Annotated in this window: 25 protein-coding genes and 1 pseudogene; 7 read left to right on the top strand and 19 right to left on the bottom strand. The window is 38.3% G+C overall.

Annotation, left to right across the window (positions count from 1 at the left end; translation table 11 throughout):
• Positions 1-208 precede the first annotated feature (208 nt).
• Positions 209-1,141: a Fic family protein gene (locus tag EQO05_RS12540; protein WP_128507025.1), complete on the top strand. Its 933-nt coding sequence runs from the start codon at positions 209-211 to the stop codon at positions 1,139-1,141.
• A gap of 472 nt (positions 1,142-1,613) precedes the next feature.
• Here the strand turns inward: EQO05_RS12540 and EQO05_RS12545 are convergent, their stop codons facing one another.
• The 8 genes and pseudogenes from EQO05_RS12545 to EQO05_RS12580 form a co-directional block, all read right to left on the bottom strand.
• Positions 1,614-2,309 (bottom strand): undecaprenyl diphosphate synthase family protein, encoded by a 696-nt coding sequence (locus EQO05_RS12545; RefSeq protein WP_370273802.1) that lies wholly within the window; start codon positions 2,307-2,309, stop codon positions 1,614-1,616.
• A gap of 531 nt (positions 2,310-2,840) precedes the next feature.
• On the bottom strand, positions 2,841-3,083 hold the full coding sequence (locus EQO05_RS12550) for a type II toxin-antitoxin system HicB family antitoxin (protein ID WP_128507029.1): 243 nt from the start codon (positions 3,081-3,083) through the stop codon (positions 2,841-2,843).
• 2 nt (positions 3,084-3,085) lie between these two features.
• Positions 3,086-3,280 (bottom strand): type II toxin-antitoxin system HicA family toxin, encoded by a 195-nt coding sequence (locus tag EQO05_RS12555; RefSeq protein WP_128507030.1) that lies wholly within the window; start codon positions 3,278-3,280, stop codon positions 3,086-3,088.
• 22 nt (positions 3,281-3,302) lie between these two features.
• A pseudogene (locus tag EQO05_RS16235) lies at positions 3,303-3,455 on the bottom strand (type II toxin-antitoxin system HicB family antitoxin); the annotation flags it as partial.
• 453 nt (positions 3,456-3,908) lie between these two features.
• Positions 3,909-4,268, bottom strand: coding sequence for a DUF6516 family protein (locus EQO05_RS12565; protein ID WP_128507032.1), 360 nt, complete (start codon positions 4,266-4,268; stop codon positions 3,909-3,911).
• Positions 4,265-4,585 carry a hypothetical protein gene (locus tag EQO05_RS12570; RefSeq protein WP_240664652.1) on the bottom strand — a complete coding sequence of 107 codons (321 nt, stop codon included), beginning with the start codon at positions 4,583-4,585 and terminating at the stop codon, positions 4,265-4,267. Before EQO05_RS12570 ends, EQO05_RS12565 begins: the two co-directional genes overlap by 4 nt.
• 375 nt (positions 4,586-4,960) lie before the next feature.
• The gene (locus tag EQO05_RS12575; protein WP_128507036.1) at positions 4,961-5,185 is read right to left on the bottom strand and encodes a type II toxin-antitoxin system HicA family toxin; all 225 of its coding nucleotides are present in this window, start codon (positions 5,183-5,185) and stop codon (positions 4,961-4,963) included.
• Entirely contained in the window at positions 5,186-5,404 is a 219-nt protein-coding gene (locus EQO05_RS12580) for a type II toxin-antitoxin system HicB family antitoxin (protein WP_128507038.1), read from the bottom strand.
• Between the two features lie 383 nt (positions 5,405-5,787).
• On the opposite strand from EQO05_RS12580, the gene EQO05_RS12585 reads away from it, so the two are divergent.
• Positions 5,788-6,093, top strand: a complete 306-nt coding sequence (locus tag EQO05_RS12585; protein ID WP_128507040.1) for a nucleotidyltransferase family protein — start codon at positions 5,788-5,790, stop codon at positions 6,091-6,093.
• A gap of 54 nt (positions 6,094-6,147) precedes the next feature.
• Positions 6,148-6,441 carry a DUF86 domain-containing protein gene (locus tag EQO05_RS12590; protein ID WP_128507041.1) on the top strand — a complete coding sequence of 98 codons (294 nt, stop codon included), beginning with the start codon at positions 6,148-6,150 and terminating at the stop codon, positions 6,439-6,441.
• A gap of 521 nt (positions 6,442-6,962) precedes the next feature.
• On the opposite strand, the gene eif1A (EQO05_RS12595) is transcribed toward EQO05_RS12590, so the two are convergent.
• From eif1A (EQO05_RS12595) to EQO05_RS12610, 4 genes are all read right to left on the bottom strand, one after another.
• Entirely contained in the window at positions 6,963-7,295 is a 333-nt protein-coding gene (gene eif1A, locus EQO05_RS12595; protein WP_128507043.1) for a translation initiation factor eIF-1A, read from the bottom strand.
• 396 nt (positions 7,296-7,691) lie between these two features.
• Positions 7,692-7,880, bottom strand: a complete 189-nt coding sequence (locus tag EQO05_RS12600; protein ID WP_128507045.1) for a CxxC-x17-CxxC domain-containing protein — start codon at positions 7,878-7,880, stop codon at positions 7,692-7,694.
• Positions 7,881-8,879: 999 nt separating this feature from the next.
• The gene (eif1A, locus tag EQO05_RS12605) at positions 8,880-9,212 is read right to left on the bottom strand and encodes a translation initiation factor eIF-1A (RefSeq protein ID WP_128507070.1); all 333 of its coding nucleotides are present in this window, start codon (positions 9,210-9,212) and stop codon (positions 8,880-8,882) included.
• Positions 9,213-9,499: 287 nt separating this feature from the next.
• Complete coding sequence (locus tag EQO05_RS12610; protein WP_048134822.1) at positions 9,500-9,682, bottom strand: CxxC-x17-CxxC domain-containing protein; 183 nt, start codon at positions 9,680-9,682, stop codon at positions 9,500-9,502.
• A 628-nt stretch (positions 9,683-10,310) separates the two neighbouring features.
• Here EQO05_RS12610 and EQO05_RS12615 point away from each other — a divergent pair.
• Entirely contained in the window at positions 10,311-10,898 is a 588-nt protein-coding gene (locus EQO05_RS12615; protein WP_128507047.1) for a class I SAM-dependent methyltransferase, read from the top strand.
• A 751-nt stretch (positions 10,899-11,649) separates the two neighbouring features.
• On the opposite strand, the gene EQO05_RS12620 is transcribed toward EQO05_RS12615, so the two are convergent.
• The 3 genes from EQO05_RS12620 to EQO05_RS12630 all read right to left on the bottom strand — a co-directional run bounded on the left by EQO05_RS12620 (position 11,650) and on the right by EQO05_RS12630 (position 13,758).
• Positions 11,650-12,153, bottom strand: a complete 504-nt coding sequence (locus EQO05_RS12620; RefSeq protein ID WP_128507049.1) for an SRPBCC family protein — start codon at positions 12,151-12,153, stop codon at positions 11,650-11,652.
• 372 nt (positions 12,154-12,525) lie between these two features.
• Positions 12,526-12,900, bottom strand: coding sequence for a DUF1428 domain-containing protein (locus EQO05_RS12625; RefSeq protein ID WP_240664654.1), 375 nt, complete (start codon positions 12,898-12,900; stop codon positions 12,526-12,528).
• A gap of 414 nt (positions 12,901-13,314) precedes the next feature.
• The gene (locus EQO05_RS12630) at positions 13,315-13,758 is read right to left on the bottom strand and encodes a hypothetical protein (RefSeq protein ID WP_128507051.1); all 444 of its coding nucleotides are present in this window, start codon (positions 13,756-13,758) and stop codon (positions 13,315-13,317) included.
• Positions 13,759-13,988: 230 nt separating this feature from the next.
• On the opposite strand from EQO05_RS12630, the gene EQO05_RS16015 reads away from it, so the two are divergent.
• Positions 13,989-14,072: a hypothetical protein gene (locus tag EQO05_RS16015; protein WP_370273804.1), complete on the top strand. Its 84-nt coding sequence runs from the start codon at positions 13,989-13,991 to the stop codon at positions 14,070-14,072.
• Positions 14,073-14,458: 386 nt separating this feature from the next.
• Here the strand turns inward: EQO05_RS16015 and EQO05_RS12640 are convergent, their stop codons facing one another.
• The 3 genes from EQO05_RS12640 to EQO05_RS12645 all read right to left on the bottom strand — a co-directional run bounded on the left by EQO05_RS12640 (position 14,459) and on the right by EQO05_RS12645 (position 16,647).
• Complete coding sequence (locus EQO05_RS12640; RefSeq protein WP_128507053.1) at positions 14,459-14,953, bottom strand: hypothetical protein; 495 nt, start codon at positions 14,951-14,953, stop codon at positions 14,459-14,461.
• Positions 14,954-15,637: 684 nt separating this feature from the next.
• Positions 15,638-15,814 (bottom strand): hypothetical protein, encoded by a 177-nt coding sequence (locus EQO05_RS15630; protein ID WP_164888554.1) that lies wholly within the window; start codon positions 15,812-15,814, stop codon positions 15,638-15,640.
• 503 nt (positions 15,815-16,317) lie between these two features.
• On the bottom strand, positions 16,318-16,647 hold the full coding sequence (locus EQO05_RS12645; protein ID WP_240664655.1) for a hypothetical protein: 330 nt from the start codon (positions 16,645-16,647) through the stop codon (positions 16,318-16,320).
• Between the two features lie 595 nt (positions 16,648-17,242).
• On the opposite strand from EQO05_RS12645, the gene EQO05_RS12650 reads away from it, so the two are divergent.
• Both EQO05_RS12650 and EQO05_RS12660 read left to right on the top strand, forming a co-directional pair.
• Positions 17,243-17,539, top strand: coding sequence for a hypothetical protein (locus EQO05_RS12650; protein ID WP_128507057.1), 297 nt, complete (start codon positions 17,243-17,245; stop codon positions 17,537-17,539).
• 618 nt (positions 17,540-18,157) lie between these two features.
• A complete protein-coding gene (locus tag EQO05_RS12660) occupies positions 18,158-19,387 on the top strand; it encodes an acyltransferase (RefSeq protein WP_128507061.1) in 1,230 nt (409 codons plus the stop codon).
• A gap of 138 nt (positions 19,388-19,525) precedes the next feature.
• Here EQO05_RS12660 and EQO05_RS12665 read toward each other — a convergent pair whose 3' ends face one another.
• Complete coding sequence (locus tag EQO05_RS12665; protein ID WP_128507063.1) at positions 19,526-20,053, bottom strand: hypothetical protein; 528 nt, start codon at positions 20,051-20,053, stop codon at positions 19,526-19,528.
• Positions 20,054-20,329: the final 276 nt, after the last annotated feature.

Consider the following 20,329-nt stretch of genomic DNA (forward strand, 5'->3'; position numbering starts at 1 on the left):
GCAAAGAACTCCTTATAAATCTGCAAATATCACGGTTTTAGATTCCTCAGATTTTTACAAACATGTTCGAGAAAGATTCCAACAGACCACCGGCGGAAGAAATGTGTTAAAGCTGAATTGAACTAAATAGGAACTATTTATATCGGATTGTTCAAAAATTTGCCGATACCGATATATATCAGAGGGCATATATCGGATACATAAAGTTATGACACATACCGATACATCCCTGATTAAAGAAGAACTTCTTGCAAGAATAAACGAAAAAATGGAGCAGTTAACCTCCATGAGACCCATTCCGGCAGATGCTTTAGGCAGGCTCCATGAAGAGATGAGGTTAGTGCACACTTACCACTCGAACGCAATAGAAGGGAACACGCTAACACTCCAGGAAACAAAACTTGTCCTGGAAGAAGGGCTGACTATTGGCGGGAAATCTCTCAGGGAACATATTGAAGCGACCAACAATGCAAAAGCTTTTGACCGGATGGAAGAGCTGGCAAAGAAAAAATGTTCAATAGACCATATAATAATTCAGGAAATCCATGAAATTGTAACCAGAGGCATACTTGAAGATGCAGGTAGGTACCGCACAAGAAATGTCAGGATAGCCGGCGCAGTGAAATCTCCGCCCGATTGGTCGAAGATAGTGAAACTGATGGATGAACTTATCGAAAAGATATCTGAAAACAGTGAGCATCCAGTTGAAATGGCGTCCTTCCTGCATCACAGGTTTGTAGAAATTCATCCATTCAGTGACGGAAACGGACGGGTAGCCCGACTTCTCACAAACCTGTATTTGATCTCAAGGGATTACCCTCCTGTCGTGCTCAAAAAAGAGGACAGGGTAAAATATTACAAGTCCCTTAGAGCCGCGGATGCAGGAAACCTGGGACCATTTGCCAATTTTATAGCAAAATCCGTGGATGAAAACTTAACCCTATATCTCTCGATCTCAGGCGGAGCCGATGAATTGATACCCCTTAAAAAACTTTCCTTGGAAACACCTTATTCTCAGGAATATCTCAGTCTACGAGCAAGACAGGGGCTTCTGGATGCAGTAAAAATAGGAAAGACGTGGCATAGTTCAAGACGTGCGGTTGATCAGTATCTATCCGAGCACGGAAAAAAGGATGTTTGATTTCTGTGTTCTTAACAAATATACCAGGACAATATTCAGGCAAACAACAGGCAGATAAAGCCTATTTTAAGTAAATTAAAGTGGGAAAGATCTTCATTTCGTATTTGGCGGCCAGTTTCAGACAATCTTTCTTTATCCATAATTCACTTGAAAAATGTCACTTGAATCAGAAATTCCTCCCCCAAAGTAAAATATCACTTCGAGCAAAAAAGGCCCTCAAAGGGCTCCTTATAAATCTGCAAAAATCACTAATCCTATTATTGCAAATCCTGTAGCTATATTTACAACCTAAAAAATGTATGACCAAGTAGTAATGAATGATTGAAAGGATTTCATCTCCTATTTGGGGGGTCAAGTTTCAGATATCTCATATGAAAACAGGATTTGGTTAACAGATTTCAACTTAACCAGAAAACAGCCTAAAGAAGAATGAAATCAATTTTAAAAAATAGATGAAAGACAAAAAGGTAAATTACCCGCCCAATGTAATATCCTGGTCCTGATAGAACTCCAGTGCATTGAATAAGTGTTCTGGCTTAAAATCTGGCCACATTTCATCGATTACATATATGTCCGAATATACCGTTTGAACTGGAAGCATTCCGCTAAGTCTACATCTTCCTCCCCAGCGAATAAGTAGGTCTATTCTTGGAATATCTGCTGATGCAATATTTTCTATCGTTCTCTTACTATCCGTGGAGTTATCAAATGCATACATTAAATCCCAATACCAGCCGTAATTTATCAAAAAATTTATCTTTATTTTACCTTTCCCGACTTTGACTCTATTTGTATAGACAAGCAGTTCTTCTGGAAACACATCCGAATTAGTGTTACCTATTACAAGTATTTCTGCATCGCGTTTAGAAATTTCCTGAACTGATTTTATACAGGCGTCAACAAATGCTTTTCTTTGAATTTGAGGCCTTTTTGTGTTGTCTTGAGTAAACCCAAAGAAAGTAATTTCACTTATTCCGATTTTTTCGCATATATCATATACTTCCAGGCCTGGAGTTATTCCATTTTTGTATCCCTCATGCTTTTCCAGACCTCGATTTAGAGCCCATCGCCTGTTGCCGTCCGGTATTATGGCTATGTGCCTTGGTAGTCTTTTAAATTTAGGTATATCCAGAAAATAACCCCCTATTTCTTTACTTAAAAATGCTATAAATAATCTTTATTGAACTTAGCTAACAAATTTATACGCAAAGTCTAGCTGGAAGTTTTATTTTAATCAGAAACCCCTCCCCAAAAGTAAAAGATCACCTCGATCGAAAAAGGCCCTGCAAAGGGCTCCTTCTAAACCTGCAAAATCACAGCTTTTCAATCTCACTATTTTCTTAACAAACGTATTCGGGGAAGATTCCAGCAGACCGCCGGCAGGAAAAATATATTTAAACTGAACTGGAAACAGGGAAGATTTTCTTTTCGATTTTGGCGGTCCGGTTTCGACAGCTTATCTTGATCCATAATTCACTTGAAAAATGTCACTTGAATCTGAAAAATCCCTCCCCAAAGGAAGAGATCACTTCGAGGAAAAAAGGCCCTGCAAAGGGCTCCTTCTAAACCTGCGAAAATCACGGGTTTTTCAATTTCACTTTGAATTTACAAAAGAATTCGGGGAAGATATCAGCAGACCGCCGACAGGAAAAATATATTTTGAGCTACTTAAAAAAGATTTAACAATGAGAAATATAACTTACACAACTTCGGAACCGGTAGAGGGTTTTTCAGCAATAGCCACATACTCGGCAAAAGATTCTGATTTCGGAATGGGTAAATTATCCTCCAGCAACCCCTGCACATGCATCTCAATAGCTTCGTGGATATTCCTCTCTGCCTCTTCTCGGGTGGAACCGGTAGCCACACAGCCCGGCAGGTCAGGAGAGTACGCTGAATAGTTATTGTTTGCTTTTTCGATTACAACAAGGAAACGGTACATGGTTAGCTCTCCATTTTCAATTGAGCTTGTTTTAATATGCTGTTCAAAGTGCCGGGTGCAAGGTCATCTCCACCATGACCTGCAATTGTTACCCTGCCTGGTTTGGTTGGGTGCTTATACTGCCTGTGACTGCCTTTTGTAGCAACCAGATACCAACCATCGGCTTCAAGAAGTTTAATAACCTCACGCACTTTCATATTAATCTGTATTCAGGGGTATTTAAATATAATTCGAAAACTTGCAGAATCCAGGCAGAAGCAGTCCGTTTCTTAATCTGATGACAATCCATTCATCAATAACTTCTTTCAGGTTTCTGCGGCATTCTTCCAAGATCTTGCCAGTAGCCCATACACCCTCAAGTTCGGGAACTTCTCCATAATATGGTTATTCGTCATCGATTATTTCGTATTTTGCCCTCTCAAGAGCTGCCTGGGTGTATTGTATAAGCATGATAAGACTCCTGTCCGAACTTTTTTGTATTTACTTTTATGCTGTCTAGATCTTATATAGATTCTACGGATCGGTTGATTAAGTTTTGGATTCTTGGCACTTAATAGAGGAAGAAATAAATTAAACTTATCAGCCCTGCAAAGTGCCCCTTCTTAAGCTGCAAAAATCACGGGTTTTTCAATTTCGCTTTTCTTTACTTTATCTTCACAAACGTATTCGGGGTAGGTTTAAGCAGTCCGGTGGCAGCAAAAATATATTAAAACTGAACTGGTAAAATGAGTGAAATTGCTCACAAAGAAGATCAAAAGAAGATAACTCAGACCTGGACTTTTCTAAAATGTATTTCTAGTGTACAGTAATGAAAAATTATGAGAATCATGGATTTAAACTCAGTAGTTTCTTCACCTTACGGAGAACATCTTCTATAAATACTTCGGGAGATTCTCTGGGTTCTGCTTCATTTCCTTTATGGACATGATAGGGGAACGTTTTTAGATTTTTCCAGTGTGGAGAATTATCCCAACGCTTTATCATTGCATCCTCTTTTTGCAGGTGATAAGAATATCGTCTGAAATCGGGGCCCACACTCTCACTAATCTCCAATAGGTAGCCATCTTTGAGAGTTGCTCTTGCTTTTAAAGCCTGGACAGGAGGTTCAACTATTGCTTTGAGAACTTTTAATTCAAGTACAATCTCACTGGATGAAAGAGCAGAAACGATTTTGCTTATAGTCATAAGAACTTTTCCCAATATCGTGATGCTGTGACATAGCTTTCCCAGATTATGAAATCATCCCACTCTTCAAAGTCTTCTTCCTCTACTCTCGATTGGATTCTTTTTTCAAAAGCAGAAAAATCCATACCGTACTTTTTCTCCATTTCAGCTACCTTTTTACCATAGTAATCAATCTTTTGTTCAGCCTGGTCATGCACAAGTTGCTTTAATGCCTCCTGTTCGTCTTTATAAAGGCCTACTTTCACCATGTCACTTATAGGCTCAAAGATTTTACGAGGAATTTTTACGTACTCGATAGCTTCTCCCAATAGTATCACCTAACTAGCATTTTGTCTCTCCAATCTTAAATGTATTTGTATACTCATAGAATTTGTCTTTTCCACCACATTTGCAAAAATAGTTTTAAGAAATTAAAGCAACAGTCAGTCGGAGAAATATATTTCAATTGAAATGAACGTGAAGAAGAGTTCACTTCCAATCAGAAAATTCCCTCCCCAAAGGAAAAAATTCACTTCGATCAAAAAAGGACCTGCAAAGGGCTACTTCTAAACTCTTTTAGATTTAGAAACTCTCGGTTTTTTAGTTTTTCAATATCTACAAACGTATTCGGGGAAGATTTAGCAGACCGCCAGCAGGAAAAAATATATTAAAACTGAATTTTGTTAGGTAAAACAACTAAACTCACAAAGATTTTACTTTAAAAGAGCTTCAAATTCTTCCACCGTCAGTCCTGAGGCTTTTATCAAGTTTCTTAAAAGGCCCGGTTTCAGTTCTTTGTGCTTCGGGACTGTCAACGTAACCTTTGATCCCTCTTTTCTCAGGACAACATGACTTCCTACCTGCCGGTGAGGAAACCAGCCAGCTTTAGAAAAGGCTTTAATTGCCTGCATCCCGGAAATCACAGGAAGTCCAGACATTCAAGCAACCACATCAACCACTCTGCAGGAGGACTTTCCAATGCATTCCTGCAGTTCATCTTCTGCCAAGGATTCCAAACAGGCTTGAATTGCTTCTTTTATATTTTCAATAGCTTCTTCTGTCGTGTCTCCCTGCGAAAAACAGCCCGGTAAACCTGGGCAGCTAGCAATAAATCCCCCTGCTTCTTCATCTTCCTCAAGGATAATTTTGAACCGCATAAATATCGCTTATAAGGCTTTTTGTTTAAATTTGTATGGGTAAAAGGGGTTAACTTCAGACAGCTTTACGAAAACAGAATATAGTTGACAAGTTTTCACTTTAATCAGAAATCCCTCCCCCAAAGGAAAATATCACTTCGAGCAAAAAAGACCCTGCACAGGGCTCCTTAAAACTTACAAAGATTAAGGGTTTTTAGTTCTCTTTTCTTAACATCATCTTTACAAACGTGTTGGGGGTAGATTTAAGCAGACCGTCAGCAGGAAAAATATATCTTAATTTAATTGAACGTTAAAAAGTTTTCACCCTCCTTCTTTAGTAGTTATAAATACTACAACCGCAAATACTACAGCATATCAAGAGGAACCAGACAGAGCCTGAAAAAATGCCGGAAAGCCGAAAGGAAGCTGAAATCTATATTAGGAAACTCCATGAGATGCTCCCTGAGCTTAAAGAAAAGTATCATGTCAGTTATCTGGGTATTTTTGGATCTTACATAAGGGGAGAACAGAAACCCGGAAGCGACCTGGACATACTCGTTGAGTTTTCCAGAACCCCTACTATTTTTAAATTTGTCAACCTTGAAAACTACCTTTCGGATGCCCTAGGTATCAAAGTGGATCTGGTTATGAAAGACGCTTTAAAGCCGAACATAGGCAAACACATCCTGAGTGAAGTTGAAGCTGTTTGAAGAGGGATCGATATTCGCGAAGCAAAAGACTGTATTCAGGATATCTATGATGCAATGGAAGCAGCAGAAGAATTTGTCAGCGGCTGGACATTTGAAGAGTTTACCGAAGACCGCAAAACCCAGTTTGCAGTAATCAGAGCTCTGGAAATCATTGGCGAAGCAACAAAGAATATCCCTTCCGAAGTACGCGAAAAATATCCTTTTGTTCCGTGGAAAGATCTGGCAGGGATACGGGACAAGTTGATTCATGCTTATTTTGGAGTAAATCTGAAGGTAGTCTGGTTATCCGTTATAGAAGGTATTCCAGAAGCAAAACCTGATATCAAACGCATACTGGATGAGATGTGAATCAGAAAAACCTCCCTTGGAGGAAAAGATCACTTTGAGCAAAAAGGCCCTGCAAAGTGCCCCTTATAAACCTGCGAAAATCACGAGTTTTTCAATTTCTCTTTTCTTAAGTTTATCTTAACAAACGTATTAGGGGTAAATTTAAGCAGACCGCCGGCAGGAAAATACATTAAAAACTCATCCCAAAATCAAGTTCTAGTCTTAATTATCAGAATTATTCAGGATTGCTTTCGTAATCCGAGACATGATTGGTTATTTAAAATAAAAGATCCAGGAAAGTAGGTTTTGAGCTTTGGGATCGGCTCTAAAATAGAAAATAAGATGCAATGAAAGAAATTTCAGCATTTTTCTATAGTAATTATAAATGCTAAAGTATGATTCAATAGGTCATCTATAGAATCTTGCCATCAGTAAAATAGACGCGAACCTGCAGAAAAGTAAAACATGTATTTCAGGAATCTTTTTCAGACACCTTTATTTAAGATACCTTTATCAGGCATCTTTACTCTGATACTTCTAGATCAGTACTTAATGTAGCCTTTCCGTTCAAGCCATTCGACCTGAGGCCTTGTATATTTCCAGGCTACTTCCGCTTTGGAGTCTTGCACTTCCCAGGGATTGGCTATTACAACGTCTCCTTCGCGAATCCACATCCTCTTCTTTTTAGAGCCTGGAATCCGGCCCATGCGGACAACTCCATCCATACATTGAAGCGTTACCCTTTTCGAGCCGAGTAAACTCGCAACCGTTGCCAGGACTTCATTTCTGTCCTTGCGAGGAATCCGTACCCTTGATACTTCAGGGGTATCTCCTGAGTTTACTGGTTTTGTAGATCCTGATCTTCTTTTTCTAATAGTGCTTCTATAATTAGCCAGGTTAATTCCTCCTTAATATACTTTATGATTTTTTATTATAGGTTTTGGGTTGAACAGTTTGTGTCAATCCTCACTTTCGATGCCTGTTTGTTTCTATTCTTCCTTTCCTCAGATGTGGAAATAAGTGAAGAAACAAAGAGAATAAACAAAAAAACAAAAAGAAAAGATGAATCAGGCGTTAATGTAACCTTAATTACGAAATAATGCCTGATGCAGATTATTCTTAAAATTTTTTGTGGTTAGGAAAACGTTCCCTGTAAAGTGCTCTTTTCAAACTGCAAAAGGTCACAGGTAAATAAGTATATTCAGGTCTAAAATAGACCTGAAATATGGAACGAATAAGTGTTGATGTAAACTCAGTTACACAAACAATATTTAGTATCTGCGGTTTTCTCTGGGTGTCCTGTGGTTAGGAAGACATTCTCTGCAGTAAACCGGTCTTTCCGGGTCAGGTTTGAAAGGCACTTCTGTCTCAGCTTTACAGTCTGAACAGGTTGTCTTGTGCATTTCTCTGGGAGCGCCGAAGTTAGAATTTCCTCTGAAGTTTCTGTCATTAAAAGCCATTTTTGTTTCACCTTGTTTTAGTTTTTGTTATTTGTTTGAAAATAAGATTGTATAGAACTCTTTGATTAAAAACAAAAATTGGTTTTTAATAACAGATGATTATACGGATCTTTATTTGTCAACACACATACATAGCAGTTAAAATATATAAATGTATCGATGGAAAACACAAAACCAGACTATTCTTTCTTTTCGAGAACCCTTTAATCCTTCCGGATTCATGAATTTCCTGGCTGACATCTGGCTATACTGACGTCTGGCTATAACTTGACCTGATTTGTGTCTCGCTGTTTAGATATCAGGTTCGTTCAAGAGAGTCGACATAACCCTGTCTTTTTTTTCTCCATCTGAGTATCCTTTTCGCAATCCAATAAAACACAACCATCTTAAGGACATAAAGTAATATAAGAAACAATATCATGTAACACTCTTGATCTTATTGAGAACAGAATCGCCTGCTTCATCCAGCTCTTTTTAGATATCAAACATGGTCAACTTGCTCATATAAGCATAATCATTGCGAAACTTCTATGCGGAAGTTGTCTCTGATAATTTTATAAATTTCTGTGCTGATCTATTTGTCTATACTTGCATCTTGCACAGCACATATTAAGCTTCCGATTCACAACTCCAAATTGGCTGCTTCTCCTCAATCTGAATTGTCAAAAATTTATTCTGTTGATCAACTTCAGCCCGTAAAATACTCCTTCTAAATCTACAAAACCCTGGGTTTTAGTTTTTTTAGATTGGGGCATGCAGCTCGCAGGAAAAATATATTAACATTGAGTTAAAATAGAATGGAAAAAGTCAGCATTCTTCTATAGCAATCATAAGTGCTAAAGTACATGATACGCCAATAAGTTATTGTCTATATAACCTGGCTCGCATCAAAGCAGGCGCGTTCCTGCAGAAAAGTGAAAATATGGATTTCAGGTATCTTTTTCAGACACCTTTATTTAAGATACCTTTATCAGGCATCTTCAGTCTGATACTTCTAGATCAGTACTTAATGTAGCCTTTTCGCTCAAGCCATTCGACCTGAGGCCTTGTGTATTTCCAGGTTACTTCGGCTTTGGAGTCCTGCACTTCCCAGGGATTGGCTATTACAACATCGCCTTCGCGAATCCACATCCTCTTCTTTTTAGAGCCTGGAATCCGGCCCATGCGGACAACTCCGTCCATGCATTGAAGCGTTACCCTTTTCGAACCGAGTAAACACGCAACTGTTGCCAGGACTTCATTTCTGTCCTTGCGGGGGATTCTTACCCTGGATACTTCAGGGGTATCTCCTGAGTTTACTGGTTTTGTAGATCCTGATCTTCTTTTTCTAATAGTGCTTCTATAGTTAGCCAGGTTAATTCCTCCTTGATAATCTATGATTGATTTTTTATAAGTGGAAATTAATGAGTTGAGTTGAAAAATTAATAAGTCGAAAATTGAATGATTCTTACCAATTATTATTCTCAATGCCTTTTTGTCCTTACTTTTTCCTGCTGCACGAGTTGAAAATAAGCAAGAAACAAGAGAGAATAAACCAAAAAACAAAAAGAAAAAGATGAATCAGGCGTTAATGTAAAATTTAATTTTACAAAACTAGTAACACCTGATGCAGATTATCTTTAGAATTTCCTGTGGTTAGGAAGACATTCTCTGCAGTATACTGGCCTGCCTTCGGTAGGTTTGAAAGGTACTTCCGTTTCAACACCGCAGTCAGAACAGGTTACTTTTGTCATTTCCCTTGGTCCGCTGTTACCACGGAAACCTCCGGAATTTCCCCTGAAATTTCTGTCATTAAAAGCCATTTTCGTTTCACCTCCGCTTTAGCAAATAATCAATAGTTAAAAACAAGATTGTATAGCCCCTTACATTAAAAAACAAAATTGGTTTTTAATGACAGATTATACGTCTCTTTATTTTCGATGCATGATACACTATATAGTCAAATTATATAAAAGCATCTATAGTAAAGGAAGTACACTCTCTCAAATGAGAAAAATTTTTAAATTAATTCCCAGAGAAGGTAGCCAGACCATTTATAGATGGCTTCTAAAAGTAGGATTACTTAAAAAATTTCACTATAATTCGAAAACAGCCCTTCCAGCAGGAAAGATCATTCCAATTAAAAAAGTCCTGCAAAGAGCTCCTTTTAAACCCTTTTAATCCGGAAAACTCCCGGGTTTTTAATTTCTCTTTGATCATAACAAACACATTCGAGGAAGATTTCAGCAGACCGCCGGCAGAAAAATATATTAAAACTGAGATTATAGTGGAAAACTTTCGTTAGTATTCTTCAGTCCAGTTTTAACACTTCACAATAATTCGAATAAATATTTCAACAGATGTCGCCCAGAAGAGTTATTAAGATTAAGGTTTATCGTTAACCACATATCAAATTTTAACTTAATATTTTTAGCTTAGAGGAGGATAAATTTGTTCTGGGACGACGTATACAAGGGCACGCCGCCGTGGGACCTTAATCACCCACAACCTGTTTTTCAGGCTCTTATACAAAATGGAGAAATAAAGCCTGGCCGCGCTCTGGATATAGGGTGTGGTCGGGGTGAGAATGCTATAATGCTGGCTATAAATGGCTGTGATGTCACGGGTATAGACCTTGCAGAAGAAGCCGTCTCCGACGCAAAGGTAAAAGCCATAGAGCGTCATGCCGAAGTAAGTTTTGCCATAGGAAATGTACTGCAGATGGACCGGCTCTTAGAGGAAAACAAGTTCGATATCGTCATTGATTCCGGCCTGTTTCACGTGATAAGGGATGAAGATAGACCAATTTTTACACAGCAGATACACAGGGTGCTTAAGGATGGAGGCAAATACTTCATGCTATGTTTCTCTGATAAGGAGCCGGGAGAGTATGAGTTGCCTAGAAGAGCCTCAAAGGCTGAAATAGAGAGTATCTTTTCGCCTCTTTTTGATATTATTTATATAAAAGACGCGGTTTTCGATACGCTGCTCAATCCGCGCAGCAGAAAAGGCTACCTTTTATCGGCTGTAAAAAGCTAACAGAGAATAATGCATTCTCTAAAAATATTTTTAAATTTTGAAGTTAATCGGTTCCTCAAAGTGTTCTCCTTAATTTGCAAAAGGTCACATATCTCTATTTAACAAGTATTGTTACTAATTCAACAATCTTTGTTACTGGACCCAACAACCGGACAAAAATCTTACTGTACTCAACAATGTAACAAAAAATATATTATCCAGTAATAATAAAAGAATATTATGAAACAAGAATTTCATCCAGCTGGTTTTCTCGGTTTTCTTGGGTTCCTGGGATTTTTGGGAGAGATTAATCCAAAATTACACTATCTTAGTTTGTTATTTTTCCTCTTATTCCTGGGCCTTCTTCCTGGGAAATCAGAAAATAAATGATAAGGTCAGGAGGTTCTTCGTGATTTTCCGTAGCGAAAAATCATCTTGCAGACTATTATTTGAGGAAGACTCCGGACGACACGAGAAATTTTTACTCTTTTATAAAACCTTCCTAAACCCTTCTGTTTTAAAAGAAAAATTGAAAAACTTTGTTTATTATCTATGCACACACTCAATAAATATAATTGAAAAATAGATCTGAATTTTATTTTAATTATAAAATTCTCACACAGGGAATGGATCTTGAATGCAAAAAATAAATTTTACTGGATAAAACCAGCTCGTTTTTAAAAGGCTGTAGCGACCTGTCGTAATCGCAAGGAGAATTCACTATCTTATGCTCATTTTCATACAGCCCGCTGTCCAGAACCGTCAGCCATTCTCATCTCGATTCTTTAACCAGTTTCTCTAAAAGCTCGTCAAGGCGATCATAAGAATCGTTAACGCCTTCCTCCATCCCAGACTGGAGTTCACCGTCACGGTCTGCTACCGACTGGAAGACAGCCTGGGACATCAGCCTTGTCCTGTTACCCGGCAACTCTTCAAATCTTGCAGTTTCGAGAACAACATGCCCCATTTCCGGAAGCCCTTCAAATTCAAACGTGCTGATAATTCTCTCAGGAGTTGTGACTTCATGATACACTCCGTGAAATGTATACTCGTTGCCGTCCTGGTCCTTGTGAATATATCGCCACCTGCCGCCATTCTCAGGTTCAAAGAGCTCAAGTTGCATTGTGAAGCCGCGCGGCCCAAGCCACTGAACATAAAGCTCTGGATCCGTAAATGCTTTGAACACGAGCTCACGCGGCGAGTCAAACTCACGAGTAATAACGATCTCCTGTTTGCCGGATTCGGCTGAAATCTTTGTCTTATTATTGTGCGCCATATGTCAACCTGCCTGTTTGAAAAAAAATGATAACTAACTGAAAGTATGTTTGAGATAACTGAAAGTATGTTATCGTACTCTGGTTATGAGCAGCCCGGGCAATATAATGTACGGGACTTCAAAAGTTAATGTCTGATCTGCATACTCTCTGCTTCCTAACGTTTCCATTCGCCGCATGCAGTAGTCCCGTTGGCAGAAAGCGACCGTACCGTCAAGAACCCAGAGGCGTCGTTTTCCTCCAGACTACAGGTATCAAGTCCTGTAGTATCGAGCCGCCGCCAGAACGTGAGGGCTGCCTTCATTTCATATACTCTCCATTCGTCCAGCCCCTCCTTAGCCTCTGGCTAAGGCTGGCTACAGCAAGATGCCAGGTTAAGATCTGACTAAGGTCTTGAAGCCACCATAAGCCATGCGCCTGTAATCAAATGGTGGTTCAGCGCCTGATTCCATCATTTCCTTAATCCTTGGGTCGCTCATAACTGCCGCATTCACCCGGTCTCTGTGCTCCTTAGATTCAAAAACAATCCATGAAAAAATTACGGTTTCATCTTCGGAGGTATCTGCTGCCTTCTTGAAAGAAACCATGTCTTCAACATCCAGATCATCGCCAATACATTCATAATACTCCAGGGCACCTATCTCTTTCCAGATCTCGCTGCCTTTTTGAGCCATTACTCTGTACTCGTTTACCCTGTCTTTAGCGATAGGAATTAAAAATCCATCTACATACCTTTCCATACCTTCCATGCTCTTTCCCCTTTTCTTTTCTAATTTTCTTATCTAACTTTCTTTCTATAATCATACCCGATGATGAGTCTTAATTACATTCTCGCGTTACGGCAAGAAATAAAGTATAGCTGCTTGCTGGATTTACTCTTCATCTCCTCGATGACTATGATTTTTTATTGCTATAATTTTATTTAAACCCTCAAGTAACTATTCAGCGTACCTAAAATCAGTGTACCGATGTGGATTTGAAATTGGTAAAAACATATATCATAATCGATTAACAGATTCTCAATTTGATCAGAGAGCCACTACAGTAAAAAAGAAGATTTGTCTAAGTAAGCCCTTCAAAGTGCTCCCTCTCAAATAGGGCTTGAAAATGGATAATCAATTATTCAACCTGCTCCAGTAAAGCGGAAACGAGAGTTTGCTGGCTTATGAAATCTCTTTTAAATCTAAAAATATCCCGGCATTGTCATCCGAGGGTAATCGTTCACTCATCTCGATCCATTTCCTGACTGTTTCGGACTTCTCATCAAAAACAGCCAGTTTCTCAGGTGAAAATTTCTCAATCAGGTTTCTGGCAGAAGAAGCCCACGTTATGTATTTTTTAAATAGTTCATCCTGCTCAAGAAACTGGTCATTTGTCAACCTGAACCATCGGTAGTGAAGAGGAACTGGCTCTCCTGCATAGGAGTTTGTATCAATTCCAGTATCGTAATCCCAAATTTTTGGCAGGTCTGATAAATTGAAGGGTCCAATCTCCAGAAAAGGGTCATACTGAATGGGCACTGAATAGAAGAGCTTACGAAAAGCCTCAAGAAGGTTATTGGATTCAGAAATAAGGTATTCAATTTGCTTTTTAATTTCTCCAGACACTTTCTGCATCTCTAAAAAGCAGTATTTCCGCTTTTATACAGTTATGACGATATCTCTATAGAATATTAAATAAGCTTTGAGGGATTGACCTGTACTGGGGTGAAGCATATAAGGGAAAGCCGTCATGGGATATCGGCTATCTCCAGCCTGCGTTTCAGACCCTTATGAAATGAGGAGAAATTAAGCCCGGCAGGGTCCTTGATGCCGGATGTGGCAAAGGCGAGAACGTTATAATGCTGGCTATGAATGGCTGTGATGTCACAGGTATAGATCTCGTTGAAAATACAATCACTTATGCAAATGCAAAACTATAGAACGTCATGTTAAGGTAGGCTTTATTATAGAAGGTGTACTGCGGATGGACCGGCTTTTCATAGAGAGAATTCGATACTGTTATTGATTCCCGCCTGTTTCATGTGATGACGGATGAGGAGAAGCAGGTTTTTGCGCGGCAGATAAAAAGGGTGCTCAGGACAGGCGGCAAATATTTCATGCTCTGTTCCTCAGATAAGTAGCCAACCGGATACGAGCTCAGGAGAGTCTCAAAAATTGAAATCGAGTATCTTTTCGTCTCTTTTTAGTATAGTCTGTAAGGACACAACTTTTGATTCTCGCTGCGGCCCGGACAGCAGGAAAACTTATTTTTTATCGGTTGTCAGGAAGTGATTAAAATTGGTTACTGAAAATTAACTGACCGGTTTTAAATCTTCAATCCATCATCAGTTATCGTAATATTACAGGTCCCGACGAAAATGGTATCATGCATGTCCACCCCGTTTACTGATTTCTTAGGCACATCATTTATTTCCACGGTACGGTCAGTTACACGGATTTTCCTGTCTCCGACATAAAAAGTCCCGGTCACTTCTACGTACTGGTCTTCGGTAATCTTAGCATTGAGAATAACAGTACCGTCATCTTTCTTTGTCAACACGAGCCCGTTTTCTTTCTCGATTTCTCCCTGAACATCGAAATTCTCGTTAATCCGGATAAACTCATTTTTATCAATCTTAGCTATAATTTCAGAATTTTCATCCCGGATTTCGGTTGTCAGAAGCAAGCTGCCGTCACAGTTTTCCAGAGTGAACAAAGGTATACGGTCTCCGGAATTCCCATCAGGCTGGTATGACAGATTGTACACCGGATCTGCGTACACGTTTGATCCCAGAATTAACATGTAATCATCGCGAACCATGAGGTATTCCCCTGTAAATTTTAAACAATATATATGACATAATCATATAAAATAGTCTTTCACTATTATACAAACGGTTATTAATAATTATTTAAAATTTTTCTTTTAATTATTCGGAGTTTTCCTATAAGAACAAAAATTGCTTCTACATTAATGAGACTAAACTGCTCTATATTAATGAGATTAAGCTGCTCCACATTAATGAGAATAAACTGCTCTACATTATGAGATTAAGCTGCTTCTCCATTAATGAGATTAAGCTGCTCTACATTAATTAGACCTTTCAAAACAATAAGGAATATATATTTATATTTAGATAATGCGGTTTTTATGGATTCCCGATACTAAGGAACTAAGGTATTCAAGAAAAAAATATTTCTAAATTACCGGGCTGGCTTTCTCTGTAAATTGCCTGTCACCAATCACCCTGGACTGAATTTTCAATTACTCAGATCTGCAAGAAATCAGGCAAGAAATTAGATATTACCGCAAGCCGTCAGCACGAAAAATAAACTTCAACTGAATTTGAAAAAGAAGCGGAGTTAAAGAGAGAAACTAGAAAGTCAGTTCAATAAACTTCAACTGAATTTGAAAAAGAAGCGGAGTTAAAGAGAGAAACTAGAAAGTCAGTTCCGGTTAGTGAATAGTCTCTTAATCTTATATTTTTCATGAATTCTGTTCCAATCAGATTTTGCCTGTTCCATCACAGTTGATACAATTATTGACCCCATCTCCAAGGCAGAATAAACATTCTTCCCATTCCATTTTGCCTTTAACTTCTTTCCATTCTCCACCTGTACCGTCGCAGTTCAAGCACTTTTCCCTGCCGCTTCCACTACAATTACGGCATATTTCACTCATTGATTCTACCCCCAAACTTCAGTCAGTATTGGTGTTTGATAAACTGCACCTGCCTCTTATAAACCGGAGATATTACACAAACATATTACACAAACACGTTACATAGAAGCACTACGCAAACATATTATGATTTTTCCATACAATATTGAAAAACTGTAACTATTTTTATGATAGCTATTCTATATTAAAACGATTTTGAAACAATGTTTCTAAACAGGTTTCGAGCCCAGGCATTAAGATTAGTAGACAGGTTGCTATGAAAAAGCCTGTAATTTAAGGGCCTGTTATTTAAGGATACTTTGGAAGTAGAAGCAAAAATCATATGACCTTCGGAAACCGGTAGGCATAGAGACCGGCAGGTCAGGAGGATGATCTGATAACTGCTGCTTACTTTTTTGATTACGGTAAATAAACTATATTTGGATTGCCCTCTACCGTGACAGCCGTTCGTTTCGCATGAACAGCCTGAGAGACAAAGGAATCACGGGGTATCGAGCTTCAGCTTAACAAAACTGTGCCCAGTATCGGTATGCTTTCACGTAACTTCCCCAGAGTACGAAATCATTCCACTCTTCAAGCTCTACCTCGGTTGTCCTCAAATAGATCCGATTTTGAAAAGATGAGAAATCCATGTCGTATTTGCTTTTCATCTCGGCTATTCTTCTGTTATAATAGTCAATTTTCTGTTCAGCCTTACTGTGCAAAAACCCTTGCAAAATTTTTTGTTCTTCTTTATATAGACCGGCTTTCGCCATACCATTTAAAGGCTCAGGTAATCTTCCAGGCACTTTTACGTACTTGCCATATTCAAAGGCGTCTCCCAATATTACCACCCATTACTATTCTATCCCTTCCGTCTTAAATTTATGTGTACTTAATCACTTTTTTTATTAGAAAATTCTGGAACTTAGCAAAGTAAATGAGGAAATTCGGGAACGTTCCCTTATCTCCAGAAAACATAATAATATTTTATTCACTGTGTATATTAACTTTTTGTTTAAAAAATTAATAAAGTTTTAAAAAATTATATAGACCTCCAGAGATGATGGAAACCTTGTAATCCGGCTACATTGCATAAAATAATAGTACCGTAATACTCCCAACTTTAGTCTTTAATAAAAACATAGACGATAAGGTCTGCCCTCTTATGTAATATCGCCGGATTCGTTAGCGTTATCCACTGTAGCAGGAAAAAGATACCACTTTGAATTTCTGCTTCATCAGCCTGGATAAAAATCAGATTTTAAAGAGACAAAACTTATATTATTATGGCTTATTGCTGTTGTATGTGCTGTTGCGAGTGTTATAAAAATTAATAAAGCAAAAACTATTATTATACATTTAATAAAACAGCATCAAAAAAAACCCTATAAATGAAGTTAAAAACGAGATTGTATAACTTAACTTATAAAAATCAGTGTGATCCCTATGCCCAGAAAATACGCCAACAAAACAACCCATTTTATTCTCCACGATGACGGTACATTTGACGTTTATATGAATAAAAAGTTCAAAGAATGCGGACTCTACGACGAAACCCCGGATACTGTACAATTAAACTACTTTAAACACTCCTCACTGTTCCAGAAAGAGGAAGGGTGTTTAATTTCTGAGAACTTCAGAATCTGGATTGAGGATAGAATAATTAACGTTCCAGGTGGCATCCTTAACAATGGAGTGTTCATAGCTAACTGTGATGATGGGGGTACCCTCCTGAAAGACTGAGTTTATATTAATATAAGAAATTAATGCAGGTTAACTGGATTCGAGAGAATCCATTCTTCGGAATTTTTTGCTTTGGTATTTTTTGGCTGATTAAAAAAATTGTAATATAGAACCTGCTGCTTTTATATCGGAATAAGTGAACCTATCAATGGATAATTTTTTTCACTAAGCAAGAGTTATATAAAATCTCATTGAACGGTTACAATTATTTGAAGTTTCATTAAACGGTTCCTGATTATTTGAAGTTTCACTAAATGGTTCCTGTTTATTCTTCAATCTTATTTTTCAATATAACCTGGATCCGAGAGTAAAATCCAGTAAAGACGATTGGAACAAATGGAAAGACTTATTTTGTCTGCAGCTATCGTTATCCGGGAACAAAACCCACTAAAACAAGAAATTTTGAGGCTTAAGCAAGCTTTTAGACTGAAACGCAGGTGCCTGCAAGCCTGTAAAAAGGCTGAAACTACAGTGGCTAACCGGAAAAGGGTAAGCACCGAATCGCGCCTGCACCATATGGTTAATATGAACCGGTAAGAACAGTCACGAGCGTAGAATTAATTAGAACCGCTACGGTTAACTATACAACCGTTTAAATAAAAGCTCTTAGCGATAAGTATGACCGAGAAAATAACCTATCTTGATGGGCTGCGTGGTATAGCTGCGATAAATGTTATGATAATGCATTTCTTTATCATATTACTCCCGGCGATGATCTATAGTGATAGGATGCCATCACATCTGGGTAACCTTGAACAGATTTTTACGAGTACACCACTGGGATTAATTGGCGCAGGGAACTTTTCGGTCTGTATCTTCTTTGTTCTTAGCGGCTACGTATTAACCCAAAAATACTTTAAAACAAAAGACAGGAATATAATTATAAGCGGCGCAGTGCGCCGATATATAAGATTGGTTGTGCCGGTATTTACAGCCATAATATTATCGTTCCTGCTGGCATCGACCGGAGTATTCCATTACTTTATTGAAGCTGTAATGATTTCCGGGAATAATAATTATGCCAATTACTGGACCTTTACGCCAGACCTTGCCGACGCAGTTAAACAAGCGGTATGGGGGACATTTTTTAGAGGTGATGATACCTATAACCCGGTCTTATGGACCATGACAGTAGAATTTTATGGGTCGATGCTTGTTTTCGGAATGGCATTACTGTTCGGACCGCTGCGTACCCGCTGGACATTTTATCTTGTCGCAGCCGTGCTCTTCTTCAACACTTATTATCTGGCTTTCATAATAGGAATGGGACTTGCAGATGCCTTCAACGGTAAGAGCCCGGTATTTAAAACGAATAATAAAATAATACTATCTACTATACTTATTTCCGGATTGCTTTTGGGGTCATATCCTGTAGGCACCGTGGCAAGCAGTTCGCTATATGGATTTCTCGATAACGGTCTTTTCCACACACCAAAGTTTGGCTATCATGTTCTGGGCGCAGGCATGGTAATGTATGTCTTATTGAACAGCCAGTGGCTGCAAAATATATTTTCCTCCCCTGTGCCGGTCTTTCTCGGAAAAATATCCTATTCCCTGTACCTGATACATTTCCTGATAATAAGCAGTTTTACCTGCGCACTGTTTCTTGCCCTGCATTCGGTGTTACCATATGGTGCAGCTGTTTTAATTTCATGTACCCTGTCCGTACTACTAATTATACCGTTAAGCTATCTATTTTACAGGTATGTTGACATGAAGGGCGTAGAGCTATCGAAGGCTTTCTATAATCGGCTGGCTAACCCTTACAGACCTGGCAGTGCCGGACGTATAAACCAAAAGTATCTATCGAGCGCGATTTTTACAATATATAATAAATTATTTAAATAACCTGTATTAAGACTATTTGAATAAATTTATAAGCGATTCGAGAACTTATCTAAACGTATAGTTCAATTCGAATATTGAATCCCTTTTTAAAAATAGAAGAGTATATTGCCAGTACATTACGAGTGTATTACCGGTTAATTACCAGTACGCTTTAAAACTTTTTACTGTCCCCATTCCAGACCACTTAAGCATCGGCGGATATAAAGACCTGGTTGTTATTGATTTTCCATTTTTTAATGTTATAACCTTATCAAAACTTCCTTTCTGAGAAGGAGAACCCGTACAGTCTATATATACAGGCCCCTTATCTGTTGTCTGGAAAGCATTGCAGGCATGGCCTGGGCCGCGCTTAAACTTGATGGCTACCCAACCTGCTTTAATACCTGCTCTTTCTGCATTGTTATGTACATCTTCGGCAAAGTCGCTGCAGACATAGGTAGAGGTATATTTCTTTTTATCAGTTAGATCACTCTTGATAAATTTGACAAGCTGAGAATATGTAGGATTTTTAGCGTTGTCATAATTGACAATAGAGATGAGTTTGCCGTCGCCGCCTACCATATAAGTCCGACCTTCGTGCGGGTTTACAGTCGTCTTCGCCGCGCCTGCTGTCGTACTCATTAAAACGAGTACGAAAATCAGGATTAAAATTGTCTTAGGTTTCATACAGTATAAGATTGTAATAAATGATATAAAGTATTATAGTCGAATAATACTTTATAAGCCTTTTTAAGGCAATAAAGCTAGTTTAACAGGCTTTAAGCTACCGTTAATTAGAGATTAATTTTTTCACTGGATTATAGTCCATTTTTTTTCAAAGTAAAGTATTTATTGTGGAAACTCTAATAATTTTTTGTTTCAGTTCAATTTTTACTTATTTTGTTTTGGGGAAATTCTAATGGCCGGGAAATTTGACGAATTTTCTATTTTCTTTGAGGATAC

The sequence above is a fragment of the Methanosarcina sp. MSH10X1 genome (assembly GCF_004099695.1).
Taxonomy (GTDB): Archaea; Halobacteriota; Methanosarcinia; order Methanosarcinales; family Methanosarcinaceae; genus Methanosarcina.